This window comes from Yinghuangia sp. ASG 101, from assembly GCF_021165735.1.
Taxonomy (GTDB): Bacteria; Actinomycetota; Actinomycetes; order Streptomycetales; family Streptomycetaceae; genus Yinghuangia.
Map to the genome: position 1 here is coordinate 1166894 of NZ_CP088911.1, position 12413 is coordinate 1179306.

General features: G+C 73.4%; 12 protein-coding genes and 1 pseudogene. 7 read left to right on the forward strand and 6 right to left on the reverse strand.

The window, feature by feature from the left end:
• Nucleotides 1-250: 250 nt before the first annotated feature.
• Nucleotides 251-604: pseudogene (locus LO772_RS04625) on the forward strand (winged helix-turn-helix domain-containing protein); the annotation flags it as partial.
• An 85-nt stretch (nucleotides 605-689) separates the two neighbouring features.
• On the opposite strand, the gene LO772_RS04630 reads toward LO772_RS04625, so the two are convergent.
• Entirely contained in the window at nucleotides 690-1628 is a 939-nt protein-coding gene (locus tag LO772_RS04630; RefSeq protein WP_231777061.1) for an MBL fold metallo-hydrolase, read from the reverse strand.
• A 214-nt stretch (nucleotides 1629-1842) separates the two neighbouring features.
• Here LO772_RS04630 and LO772_RS04635 point away from each other — a divergent pair, with 214 nt between their 5' ends.
• Nucleotides 1843-2367 (forward strand): FBP domain-containing protein, encoded by a 525-nt coding sequence (locus tag LO772_RS04635; RefSeq protein WP_231777062.1) that lies wholly within the window; start codon nucleotides 1843-1845, stop codon nucleotides 2365-2367.
• A 191-nt stretch (nucleotides 2368-2558) separates the two neighbouring features.
• Here LO772_RS04635 and LO772_RS04640 read toward each other — a convergent pair whose 3' ends face one another.
• Nucleotides 2559-3032 carry a hypothetical protein gene (locus tag LO772_RS04640; RefSeq protein WP_231777063.1) on the reverse strand — a complete coding sequence of 158 codons (474 nt, stop codon included), beginning with the start codon at nucleotides 3030-3032 and terminating at the stop codon, nucleotides 2559-2561.
• A 378-nt stretch (nucleotides 3033-3410) separates the two neighbouring features.
• Between LO772_RS04640 and LO772_RS04645 the strand changes: the two genes are divergently transcribed.
• Complete coding sequence (locus LO772_RS04645) at nucleotides 3411-4469, forward strand: SigB/SigF/SigG family RNA polymerase sigma factor (RefSeq protein WP_231777064.1); 1059 nt, start codon at nucleotides 3411-3413, stop codon at nucleotides 4467-4469.
• Entirely contained in the window at nucleotides 4466-4963 is a 498-nt protein-coding gene (locus tag LO772_RS04650) for an ATP-binding protein (RefSeq protein WP_231777065.1), read from the forward strand. Before LO772_RS04645 ends, LO772_RS04650 begins: the two co-directional genes overlap by 4 nt.
• Before the next feature lie 147 nt (nucleotides 4964-5110).
• Here LO772_RS04650 and LO772_RS04655 read toward each other — a convergent pair whose 3' ends face one another.
• Nucleotides 5111-6139: a small ribosomal subunit Rsm22 family protein gene (locus tag LO772_RS04655; protein WP_231777066.1), complete on the reverse strand. Its 1029-nt coding sequence runs from the start codon at nucleotides 6137-6139 to the stop codon at nucleotides 5111-5113.
• 319 nt (nucleotides 6140-6458) lie between these two features.
• On the reverse strand, nucleotides 6459-6947 hold the full coding sequence (locus LO772_RS04660; RefSeq protein WP_231777067.1) for a hemerythrin domain-containing protein: 489 nt from the start codon (nucleotides 6945-6947) through the stop codon (nucleotides 6459-6461).
• A gap of 146 nt (nucleotides 6948-7093) precedes the next feature.
• Here LO772_RS04660 and LO772_RS04665 point away from each other — a divergent pair, with 146 nt between their 5' ends.
• A complete protein-coding gene (locus LO772_RS04665) occupies nucleotides 7094-7948 on the forward strand; it encodes a Rieske 2Fe-2S domain-containing protein (RefSeq protein WP_231777068.1) in 855 nt (284 codons plus the stop codon).
• 378 nt (nucleotides 7949-8326) lie between these two features.
• Here the strand turns inward: LO772_RS04665 and LO772_RS04670 are convergent, their stop codons facing one another.
• A complete protein-coding gene (locus LO772_RS04670; protein WP_231777069.1) occupies nucleotides 8327-9547 on the reverse strand; it encodes a carboxylate-amine ligase in 1221 nt (406 codons plus the stop codon).
• 308 nt (nucleotides 9548-9855) lie between these two features.
• Between LO772_RS04670 and LO772_RS04675 the strand changes: the two genes are divergently transcribed.
• Together LO772_RS04675 and LO772_RS04680 are read left to right on the forward strand one after the other, a co-directional pair.
• Complete coding sequence (locus LO772_RS04675; RefSeq protein WP_231777070.1) at nucleotides 9856-10155, forward strand: dsRBD fold-containing protein; 300 nt, start codon at nucleotides 9856-9858, stop codon at nucleotides 10153-10155.
• A 285-nt stretch (nucleotides 10156-10440) separates the two neighbouring features.
• Nucleotides 10441-11451, forward strand: coding sequence for an endo alpha-1,4 polygalactosaminidase (locus LO772_RS04680; RefSeq protein WP_231777071.1), 1011 nt, complete (start codon nucleotides 10441-10443; stop codon nucleotides 11449-11451).
• A 58-nt stretch (nucleotides 11452-11509) separates the two neighbouring features.
• On the opposite strand, the gene LO772_RS04685 is transcribed toward LO772_RS04680, so the two are convergent.
• Nucleotides 11510-12367, reverse strand: coding sequence for a siderophore-interacting protein (locus tag LO772_RS04685; protein WP_231777072.1), 858 nt, complete (start codon nucleotides 12365-12367; stop codon nucleotides 11510-11512).
• Nucleotides 12368-12413: the final 46 nt, after the last annotated feature.

Sequence of the window (12413 nt, forward strand, 5' to 3'; positions counted from 1 at the left end):
GCGGAATACCCTTCGTGGCCCTGGACGCACACCGTGATGGTTGGTTGACTGGCCGTCAAGACACACGGGGGGCGGAGTGTTTCCGCGCACGGCGTCGGTGGTGCTCCCCCAGACGAACAATCCGAGGGAGACCCAGCGCATGACCCACGCACCCACCCGCGCCATCCGCGCCTCGGTCGGCACGGCGAGCCGACCGCACGGGCTCCGGAGGCACCATCGAGGCACGTCACGCGGCCTGCTCGCCGACGACGGGCTCCGGATCGACCTCGACGACCGCACGATCACCGTCGGCGACCGGCTCCTGGATCTGACGTACCTCGAATTCGAGCTGCTGGCCTACCTGGTGCTGCACCCGCGCCAGGTCTTCACGCGGCGGCAGCTCATGGAGCGCGTCTGGGGCTACCCGGAGATCGGCGGGGGCCGCACGGTCGACGTGCACGTGGCACGCCTGCGCCGCAAGCTCGGCGCCCGGCATCGGGGGCGCCTGACGACGGTGCGCCGGGTGGGCTACAAGTACGAGCCGCACGACATGGCGGCGGCGCGGCGGTTCGTCCCGCAGGCGAGGTCGGAGCCGCGCTACGTCCAGGCCCGGCACCGCGCCTGACGCGGGGCGGTCGGCCGCGACCCGGCGGGAGGACGAGTGCCGCGCGCGGGCCCTCGTCCTGCCGCCGGGTCGGCTCGGGCCCGTCCTACGCGTGGCAGCTGAGCGGTCTGCCGCCGTTGAAGACGACCATGTCGAGGAGCGCGGCCTCGATGTCGACGTCGCGGCCGTCGAGTTCGGCGTACGCCCGGTGCAGGTTGCCCACCAGGCGTTCCGGGTCGGACAGCGCGGCGTGCTCGCCGAGGTCGGTCTCGCGGGCGGTGTCCAGCGGGCTCAGGCCCGCCGCGCGGCCTGCCGCCGCCGTCTCGATCACGAAGCGGACGTAACCGGCCGTGACGTCGATCTGCTCGGGCCCGCAGACGGGTCCGTGGCCGGGGACGAGCGTGTGCGCGCCCAACGCGCGCAGGCGCTCCAGCGCGTGCAGGCAGCCGGTCGGCGAGCCCATGAGCAGGAACGGCGTGCCGCCGTTGAAGACGAGGTCCCCGGTGAAGACGACGCCCTGGTCGGGGAGCCAGACGACCGAGTCGTTCGTGGTGTGGGCGGGGACGCCGAAGTGACGCACCTCCGCGCGCGTGTCCCCCGCGTACACGGTGACCTCGTCACGGAACGTGAGAAAGGGCGGGGCGACCCGCAGGTCGCCCCACGCGACGCCCGGCCACACCGCGTCGTAGTCGCGCAGGCCCTGCCGCAGGATCTCCGCCCGGGTCTCCTCGTGCCCGACGATGGTGGCCACCGGGAACAGGTAGTTGCCGTGTGTGTGGTCGCCGTGATGGTGGGTGTTGACCAGCGTGCGCACGGGCGCGCCGCCGGAGACCCGGGCGATGGTGTCGGCGTACGCGCGGGTGCGCCGCTCTGTCGCGCAGGTGTCGACGGCGACGACGCCGCCCCCGCCGACCAGGAATCCCGCGTTGTTGATCCACCAGGTGCCGTCCGGCTGGATGTACGCGAAGACTCCGTCGGCCACTTCGCCGAGCAGCGGGGCGGTAGTGGGCTCGGGATCGCGGGTGATGCCGTGCGACGCGCTCATGGGTCTCCCCCCAAGAGGTCGGCGGTCTGTTCGCTCCGGAATACACCGCGGGCGGCGCGACGTTCCACCATCCACACCAGCGAAAGCCCATTTATTCGAGCGAATGCACACGAAACGACGCCGGGTTTCGGTGACGGCCGGGGCTCGGATCACCGAGAAACCTTGGGCGATTAATTATTTGCCTAGGATTCCTAGGAAGGTTAGCGTCGGCCGCATGAGACCAGTAACCGAGCAGGAGATCCGCGCGTCCTTCGTCAACTGCTCGAAGGGCGACGCGAAGCGCCTGTCCGTCCCCCGGGACCTGTCCGAACGTCCCTGGGACGACCTGGACTTCCTCGGGTGGCGCGACATGTCCGCTCCGGATCGCAGCTATCTGGTGGCCGAGCGCGGCGACGGGCTGGTGGGCGTCGCGCTGCGCTTCCCCTCCCAGCAGCGCGGGTTCCTGCACCGCGGCATGTGCACGCTGTGCCTCACGACACATCCCGGCAGCGGCGTGTCCCTGATGACCGCGCGCCGCGCCGGCAAGCCCGGCCGCGAGGGCAATTCGGTCGGCGTCTACATGTGTACGGACCTGGCCTGCTCACTCTACGTGCGCGGCATCAAGGCGCCGGAGCCGGGCGGCCGTTTCCGGGAGTCCTTGTCCCTCGACGAACAGATCGCCCGCACCCACGGCAAGATCGCGGCCTTCCTCGACAAGGTGATCGGCGATGCCCGGGGCGCGGGGGCCGCGGGAGCCTGAGCGCCGCGGCCTCGCATGCCCCGGGAGACGGCGCCGACAAGGCCGTCCGACGCGACGCCGACGCGCCGCCACCGGCTGCCGCGATCCCGCCCCCATGGGCGGAGTCCCTTGGGGTAGAAGGTGATTGACCTGACGTCAGGTGCGGGTGGCGGCCCGCTCCGACGTCAGGTCGCCATGCCCGCGCGGACGGCTCAGTGCCGCAGTGCGCGCGGAACGGACGCGGTGACGTTGTCGTTCAGGTCGAAGTTGCTGCGTGCGGTCCCCGTGCCGGTCTTGCCGGGTTCGACGTTCTTGATGTTCAGCACCACGGTGTCGGCGATGTCGTTGTTGGGCTTGCGGAATTCCACCTGGACGAGGAAGTCGGCCGACGAGTCGCCGGTGTTCGTCGCCGTCACCTCGGTGGTGGCCCGGCCGTCCGAGTCGATCCGGACCGGACCGGGCTTGACGTCGCCGGCGGCGTCGACGCCGTTCCTGAAGTCGTTGAATTCGTCGCCCGCCCGATCCAGGGCGCTCTGGACGGACGACGCGGCGTCGCGGAGGTCCTTCGGCTGGTCGTCGTCGCTGCACCCGGCCGTGCCCCATGCCAGCGCCGCGACAAGCGTCGCGGCACCCGCCACCGCGCCCACGCGGCGGCGCCGGAGCGGGATTTCGTTCCATCGAGTCATAAGGCAGTCGCTACCCGTCAAGACCACGGCAAATCACCTGGTCAGCGAGTCCGGCAAAATCTTTGTGAAATCCCGCGACGCGGCGTGATCGTTTCCCGGCCGATTTTCGGACGCCGGAGTGGGTAGTGACTGTGATGAGGCCGATAGGCCTGAGCCCTGTTTCGCCCCCGGCGGAGGCCGGACCACCGCGAAGTGGGGCGGACGGCATGACGAACCGTCCCCGAGGCATCGACTGCCCGGGTCTTCCGCGCGCCCGAGGAAGACGGACGTACGGAAGCCCTCCGTGCCACGGCGAGCACGCGCCCCGCCGCGAGCGACCGAAGCCGCCCGCGACCCGCGGTGAGCCATGGCGAATCGGAGCTGCAAGGAGCCCAAACCATGCCCGCGCACTCCCGCTCGGCGTCGACCGCACCGCCGCGCGCCGCGTCCCGACAACGCACCGCGCCAGCACCAGACCGCACCGCCGAGAAGCACCGCACCGCACCCCACCGAGCCCCCGCCCCCTCGGCCGCACGGCCGGGCACGGGCGGCACCGACACCGCACACCCGCTCCCGCCCGGAATCGAGGCCGCGACCCGCTACACGGCGGACGAATTGCGCGGCATGGGCAAGTACGAGGCACGAGCGCTGAGCGACACACTGATCCGCCGCCTGCGCACCCTCGCCCCCGAAGCCGTCGAGTACGGCGAACTGCGCGGCACGATCGTGGAGCTGAACCTCCCGCTCGTGCGCTACGCGGCCCGCGAGTTCGGGCACCGGCGCGAGGCGTACGAGGACATTCTGCAGACCGGGATCGTCGGCCTCATCAAGGCCGTCGACGCGTACGACGTGGACCGCGGCGTCGAATTCGCCAGTTTCGCGCTGCCGACGATCTCCGGGGAGATCAAGCGGTTCTTCCGTGACACCTCGTGGCCCGTCCACGTGGCCCGCGGCCTCCAGGAACGCTTCCTGGCGGTGACGCGGACCTCGGACCGGCTCGAACAGAAACTCGGACGCGAGCCGACGACCGAGGAGATCGCGCGGCAACTGGGCGTGACGGCGCAGGAAGTCCAGGACGGCCGCGACGCCGGACGCGCGTACCTCGTCGACTCGCTCGACGCCGGGCGCGGCGGCGACCACGAGGGCGAGAGCAGCCCGCAGGGCCGCACCCCGCTCACCGAGCGCCTCGGCTACGACGACCGCGAACTGGACCTCGTCGATTTCCGGGAGTCCGTGAAACCGCTGATGGGCACGCTGTCGCAACGCGAGCAACTCCTTCTGGAACTGCGCTTCTGGCACGCGTTGCCGCAGCGGGAGATCGCCGCACGGCTCGGCATCTCGCAGATGCACGTCTCGCGCCTGCTCTCGCAGACGCTCGCGTACCTGCGCGAACGCCTGGAAGCCGACGAACCGACCACGAACACCGGCCGCACCTTCACGCGAGGAGCCGCGGCATGAATTCGGGCAATGCCTCCGGCACCCGCGAACCGGCGACCGTCGTCGCGGACGACGGCGACTGCCTGCTCATGGTCGACATGGGCGGCACTCCCGGTTCGGTGCGCGTGGCACGGCGCAGCTGCGCCGATTTCCTGGCGCGCGCCACCTCGGACGGCGGCCAGCCTATGGGAAGCGAGGCGACGACCGACATTCTGCTCGTCGTCGGCGAGCTGGTGGCGAACGCGTGCCGGCACGCCCCCGGTCCGTGCCGCCTGACCGTGGCGCTGTCCGATCACGGGGCGGACGTCGCGGTACGCGACACCGGCCGCGGCATGTTGCGGCTCGTCGGAGGCACGGGGGCGGGGTACGGGCTGCTCATCGTCGCGCGGCTCACCGAGGGTATCCACGTGCTCCCCCTCGACGACGGCAAGGTCGTCCGCGCGACCGTGCCCCTCCCGGGGCCGAGACCCACGAACGGCGTCTACATCGCACCGCCGGTTGCGCCGCGCGAGTGATCTCGCGGCGCAACCGGCGGCCCTGTCGGCGCGCGTGCGCGTGGCGGCGGCGATCCGACCGGTACACCTGTTCCGTGTGTGGATGGGGTCGGCCCGGGCCACGGCACTTGTGCCGTGGCCCGGGCCTCGTCATGCGCGCGGGAGCCGTCAGGGCCGGCGCAGGACCCCCGGCGGCACCTCGTCGCCCCAATGAGCCTTGCGCGCCCAGCGGAACGCGTCCTTGTGGCTGCGCGCGACGACGGCCTCGCGCATCTCGGGGGCCTCGCAGACCGTGAACCGGATGTGCCCGGAACGCACTTGCGGCGCGCGCAGCACCCGGGCCGCCGCGTGCGCGGGCTCGCCGCGCGACGCCGAGACGTACGCGAACTTCTCGTCCTCGAAGCCGAGTTCGCCGCCCTTCACGGCACGATGCACACCGGACCGGGCGACCCGCGCGGCGAAGTGGCACCAGTCGTCGCCGGACATCGGGCACGCCGCGTCGGACGGGCAGGGGGCGGTGATGGTGGCTCCCGCGCCGATGAGCCGGTCGCGCACGCCGCGCAGCCGTGCGAAACCGGCGGGCGTTCCCGGCTCGACGACGACGAGTTCGCCGAGCGTCGCATCCCACCAGCGGTCGACGGCGTCGTCGAGGGCGGAGGCGGGCAGCTCGCCGAGCACGAACGACGCGACGACCAGGTCGGCGCGTGCCTCGGGCGGATCGGCGACCGACCCGCGGTGCCATTCCGCGCCGCGCACCGCGGGCGACGCGCACCGGCGCGCCAACTGCCGCCCGGCGTCGATCATCGCGCCGGCCTGCTCCACACACGTCACGGCCGCGAGCGAGGGGAACATCTCGGCAGCCGCCCACATCGCGGTGCCCGGACCCGCCCCGAGGTCGAGCAGCGTCGCGGGCTCCCACGCGGGACGGCGCTCGGCCACCGCACCGAGGACGGTCCGCGCGACGGCCAGCGTCGCGGGCATGCGCGCGGCGAGATACGCGTGCACGTGGTCGCGCGTCAGCCGCGCGTCGTCCGGCGTCGCGCCGCCGGTGCGGTAGAGGTCCGACAGCTCTTGGTACGCCTGCGCGAGCCCGCGCGACCGCCCCCCGAACTCGTGCGCGACCGCCGCGGCCAGATCGAGTGCGCCGACGTCGTCCGACCGCGTCGCGGGGGTGTGCGCGAACGCCCGTGAACTCATGCGGGGACCCTAACAGCGCGGCGCGACGGCGCGGACCGCGGCGGCGGGGCGGGGGCGGGGGCGGGACTGGTCGGGGCGGCGCCGCCGGGAGCCGACGCGGCCGGGTCGTGCGGCGAGCCGACCGGCACCGGGGACGGCGCGGCGCGGCCTTGGCCCGTCGGCGAGGAGAACGCGTCGGCGCCGATGCCGTACGGCGTTTCGGGGTGCATGACGTCCGTCGGCGGGCCTCCCTTGCGCGAACTCGTGGGCGGCGCGGCCGAGTCCGCCCCTTCGGCGGCGCGGTCGTACGCCGTCTCTTCTCCTTCCGGCCCGTCCGCGGTCAGTGCGTTCCCTCCCGGCCGATGCGCCCGGCGGCCCGCGCGGGCGGCTCCACGTCGTCTTCGTGCATCGCGCGCGCGGTGTGGAACCGGTCGACTATGCGGGCGAGTTCGGTCTCCCGAAGGGACTTGCCCCGCAGCACCGGGAACAGGTCCCGGCGTTCGTGCAGGAGCAGTTCGTCCGCCGCGGCGGCCGCGGAATGCGCCTGGTCGAGGAAGCCGGGGCCGTCCGGTCCCAGGCGCTGCGCGGCGGATAGGAAGCCCTCGACGTGCGCGTTGGTGCGCTTCGCGTCGTCGATGAGCGCGCCGCGGTCGGGGTCGTGGCGGCGGATCGCGGGGTAGAGGACCTCCTCCTTGGCAGCCGCCGTCGTCCGCAGGGCCCGGGCGGTGTCGGGCAGCAGGGCCGCGGTGTTCCGCGGTGTCGACCGCCAGCGCTGGATCAGCGCCCGCAAACTGTCGTTGTCGTCGATGAGTTGCGCGTACGCGTCCACGTCCGCCTCCCGTGGGGGTGGGATGGTGCGGGCGGGCGGCGTCCCCGCGCGCCGGCGCCCCGCGTGGCCTCCTTGTCGCGGCGGCTGCCCGATTCCCCCTCGGCGACACCACGTATCGCCCGGCGGAGGCCGGGCAGCCGCTGGTCATGAGAATCACCAACGTCATGGCACAGCTGGAGAACGCGGACGCCTTGGACCGCCCCGCCGCGTGGCTGCGTGGGCTGGTGGACAAAGTCCCGCGCGGGCCCGTGCGGGACACCTTGCACGGCGTGCCGATCGGTCACCCTCTGCATCCCGCGGTGGTGCACTTGCCGCTCGGCGCGTGGGTTTCGGCGGCGATCCTGGACTTCGCGCCGCGTACCGGGCCCGCGTCCGCGACGCTCATCGCCGTCGGACTGGGCGGCGCGGTCCCGGCCGCGGCGTCGGGCGCGGTCGACTGGGCGGCGACGCGGAAACCCCAGCAGCGGGTCGGCATCGCCCACGCCGCGTGCAATGTCGCGGCCGTGGGGATGTACAGCGCGTCGCTCATCGCGCGGATGCGCCACCGTCCGTGGCACGGGCGCATGTGGTCGACGGCGGGACTGACAGCCATCTCCATCGGCGGCTTCCTGGGCGGCCACCTCGCCTACCGGCAGGCGACCGGCGCGAACCACGCCGATCACATTCCGTTCACGGTCGACGACCACGAGTGGCATGCCGTGGGACCGCTGGAGGACCTGCCCGAGGGCCGCGCGGTGCGCCGCCACCTGGGCGACACGCCGCTGCTCGTGGTGCGCCGGGGCAGCGGTGTCGACGTCCTCGCCGACCGTTGTGCCCACCTCGACGGCCCGCTGTCCGAGGGCGAGATCGACGTCGTGGACGGATGCGTGGTGTGCCCGTGGCACGAGAGCACCTACCGCCTGTCCGACGGCGAGGTCGTCCACGGCCCGGCCACGGCCCCCCAACCGGTCTTCGAAACCCGCTTGGACGGCAAGGGCGTGTGGGTGCGGATGCCGGCCTGATCGGATACTCGCGCGGACACCCCCGTCGCCCACCGCGGAGCAAGGCTCCGCGGTGGGCGACGGGGTGGGCGACGGGGTGGGGGCGTCGGACGAGGCGCTGCGGCAGGGCCGGGGGCGAGCCGGGGGCAGGGCTGGGGCCGGGGTGCGGTGCCGTGCGAGCCCAGCCGCGGTTGGCGGGTCGGCACCCCGCGACGGCGACGTCCGGTCGGGTGCGGACGTCCGGTCGGGTGCGGTGGTGTTCGCGGGGTCGACGTCACGTGGTGCCGCGGAACGTGTGGCGGTGCCCTTGGTGCCGCGCCGTGCTCGTCGGGTGCCTCACCGTGCTCGTCGCCTCGCTCCGGCCGCCTTTGCCGGCACCGCGCGGTGCGTGTCTCCCGCTCACGCCACCTCGTCCGGCTCGTCGACGTCCGGTGTTTCGTCGTCGGCGTCGGGGCGGGGCAGTTTCGGGAGGAGGCCCAATTCGCCGTCCGATTGCGGGTGTTCGATACCGGGGGCGGTCGTGTGGGCCAGGTCGTCGATGACGCCGGTCAGGTTGCCGGTGCGGCGGTAGGCGGACCGCTGGCGGTCGGCGCCGCATCCGTCGCGGCGGACGCCGTCCAGCAGGGTGTGCACGGTCGCCAGGTCGCCCAGGGCGTCCAACGCCGGTGTGGCCCGGGCGACGAGGCGATCGAGGAGGACCGCGGCCGGCTCGGGGCTGCCGGTCATCGGGTCGAGTCCGACCCCGGCGAGGCCCGCCTGCGCGGCCCGGCGGTGCGCGGCGGTCAGGAGCGGGGCACGCACCTCGGGCGCCGGGCGGCCTTCGCGGATGTCCATGAGGCAAACGGACGCGAGTCCGCGGAGCAGCGCGGCGATGAGGACGGTCGTGTCCGGATCGGCGCACACGTCGGCGACCCGGATCTCCAGCGTGGGCACGTGTTCCGACGGCCGGGAGTGCCAGTAGAGCATCCCGCGGTCGAGAATCGTGTCCGAACGCACCAGGGCGTCGATCACATGTTCGTATTCGTGCAGGTCCAGCTGCGGCGCGGGGCCGACGGTGGGCCACTGCTCCCACATCACCGAGCGCCAGCTCGCGTACCCCGTGTCGGCGCCGCCGACGTACGGCGAGTTCGCCGACAAAGCCTGGATGACCGGAAGCCACGGGCGCAGCCGGTTGCCGAGGGCGAGAGCGCCGGCCCGGTCGAACGTGCCGAGGTGGACGTGGCAGCCGCACAGTCCCCCGCCGAGTTGGTCGACGAGAGCGCCGTATCGGGCGGCCATGTGCGCGTAGCGGGGTTGGTCGGTGACCGGGACGACACGGTCGGGGGCGAGCACGGGGGTGCCGGACGCGACGACCAGGCAGCCCTCCGCGGCGGCGGCGACCGCGACGGCCCGCCGCAGGCGGGTCAGTTCGGTGCGCAGGGACGCCAGGCTCGCCAGCGGCGGTGTGCACACTTCGATCTGCGACGTCAGGAATTCGGCCTGAACGTGGTCGCCGAGCGCGTCCCGGGCGGTTTTGACGACTTGCGGGGCCCGGTCGTCGAGGACCCGGCCGAGGCGGCCCATCAGGAAGAATTCCTCCTCGACGCCGATGCTCGGCCGAGGGAACGCGGTGCTGGGCATGCCGCGCGGCTACCCGGTCGGTGCGGGGGCAACCGTTGCGGCATTCGGGCCCGTGGTCGGTGGGGTGGCCCCGGGGCGCACGGCACGGCGGCGGGGCCGGGTCGTCGCCTGGGGTCTGTCGACGGTGCGGGAGTCCGTGGGGGGCGTGGGTCGGCCGGGCCCGGCGGTGGCGCGGCGGCCCTCTCGCACTCCTTTCCGATAAAAGCCGCTTTTCTCGACAAAATCCATCAAACCTTGCGGTTCCCACCCACTGCCCTTCGGTTTGACAATGAAAGGACCAGCCGAGCCATCCACCGGAGGTGGGCACCATGTCGGATGTGAAGCGCTGGACCGTCGAGATCCATCTGACCGAGAAGACCGGCGTCGACGAGTTCGAGGGTGACATTTCGGTGCGTACGCACGCCGAGGCGCGCCTGAGCACCGGGGAGACCGAGGCCCTGCGGGGATGGGGCAACGCCCGCAAGCACCCCGCGGATCCCGACGTGCCGCAGATCGGCGACGAATTGGCCGCCGCACGCGCGTTGTCCGACCTCGCGCACCGCCTGCTGCACGCCGCGGCGGCGGACATCGAGGCGTCGACCGGCGCACTCGCCTCGCCGCGCTCGTAGTTCGCGCGAACGCCGGAACGCGTGACGGCCGGGCGACACGACTGCCGCCCGGCCGTCACGCGCGGCGTGCGCACGGGCGCGCGGACGCACGCGCTCGGCCCGTCACGTCACGCAACCGCCGTGGCGTGCGCGGGCGTTCGCGGCGCGATCCGTACGCCGCGGGAAACCGCCGGCACGGTGGCGCGCGTGGTGGACTCGGAACGTGAACCGCGGCGGGTACGCCGGAACGCCGCCGCCCCACGCACACCCCGGCCGGGAGCGCGCCGGGCAACCCGTCCGCGGGCGGTGGCGCTGTGGGGTGCCGCGCTTGCCCTGGCCTTCTCGACCGCGTGCGGCGCCGCGTCGAACGGCGCGCGGGCGGACGCGAACGGCAGCGGGGAGTCGGCGCCCGCGGCCACGGCGCCGACGGACCTCCGGGACCCCGGCAGCGGCACGGGTCCGCCGACGCCGCCCGTGCGCGTCGACCCGTCCGCGCCGGACTCCGGCCCCGCGGACGCCGTGCCGCCCGCCGCCGGAACCGGCGGCGAGCCCGCCGCTCCCCCGCCCCCGGCCCCCGCCACGCCGCGCGCGGAGGCGGCGGGAGCCGGACCGCCGGACGCCGACGCCGGCTTCGACTACCAGATCGGCGGCGCCTACCCGCCTCCGGCCGGTGTGACCGTGGTGGCCCGCGATCGCGAGGCGAAGCCGTCGGCCGGGGCGTACAATGTCTGCTACGTCAACGCGTTCCAGACGCAACCGGACGCCACGCGGTGGTGGCAGACCACGCATCCCGACCTGCTGCTGCGGGACGGCGACGCGGTGGTGATGGACGAGGACTGGGGCGAGGCGCTGCTCGACGTGTCGACCGAGGCGAAGCGCAACGCGCTGATCGGGGTCGTCGGCCCGTGGATCGACGCCTGCGCGCGCGACGGGTTCCAGGCGGTCGAACCCGACAACCTGGACTCGTTCGGCCGCTCGCACGGCAGGCTCACGCTCGCGCAGAACGCGGCGTTCGCCCGGCTGCTGGCCGCCCGGGCACACGCGGCGGGGCTCGCGATCGCGCAGAAGAACACCGTCGAGATGGTCGACCGGCGGGCCGATATCGGCTTCGACTTCGTGGTCTCCGAGTCGTGCGGCGCCTACGACGAATGCGGTGCCTTCGCCGCGGCGTACGCCGACCGTGTCTTCGTCGTCGAGTACACGCGCGCGGAGTTCGACGCGACATGCCGCGCGTGGGGCGACCGCCTGTTGGTGGTCCTGCGTGATCGGGACGTCACCGCGCCGGGCTCGCGGGGGTACGTGTACGCCTCCTGCTGACCTCCTGCACCGACCCGCTTCACGCGCGTCGGGACGCGTCGATCCGGGCTCGTCGGCCTCACGCGGCGCCGGACTCGCGTTCCGCGGCCTTGTCCGCCTGGAAGCCGTCCTCGTCACGGCCGCGGCGCCAGTATCCGGACACCGACAGGTCGTCGCGGACGACGCCGCGCTCGTCCAGCAGGTGGCGGCGCATGGCCTTCACGGTGTCGGCCTCGCCGTGCACGAAGGCCTGCACGCGGCCGGACGGGAACTCCATCGCGCGCAGGGCCTCGGCCAGCCGCGACGAGCCGTTCGAGCGGTGCAGCCAGGTGATCCGCGCGTCCCCCGGGGTCGGCAGCTCCAGCTCCTCCTCGGGTGAGGCGACCTCGATCAGCGCGCGCACGGGGGCACCGTCGGGGACCTTGGCCAGCGAGGCGGCGATGGCGGGCAGCGCGGCCTCGTCGCCCACGAACAGGTGCCAGTCGGCGTCGGGGCCGGGCGCGTACGCGCCGCCGGGGCCCATCAGGCGCAGCGGGTCGCCCGGCTTGGCCCCGGCCGCCCACGGCCCGGCGAGGCCTTCGTCGCCGTGGTACACGAAATCGATGCTCAGCTCGCGCGCGACGGGATTGATCTCGCGCACGGTGTAGGTGCGCGTGCGCGGCCACTGCTCGCGGGGCATCTCCGCCCGTATCGCCTGCATGTCGAAGGGCTCGGGATAGGTCACGCCGGGCTGCGGGAACAGCACTTTGACGTACGCGTCGGTGTATCCGTTGTCGTTGAACCGCGCGAAGCCGTCGCCGCCCGCGGTGACCCGGATCATGTGCGGGGTCAGCCACCGGGTCTCGCGGACCACGAGGTCGATGACGGCCCGGCCCTTCCGGACGGGGGCGGGCGCGCCGGCGCCGCCGGGCTCGCTCGGGGTGGCGGTGCTGCTCATGGGCTCCATACCTTTCTTGGTGGGTTGGTTCTGGTCATTCGTAAGA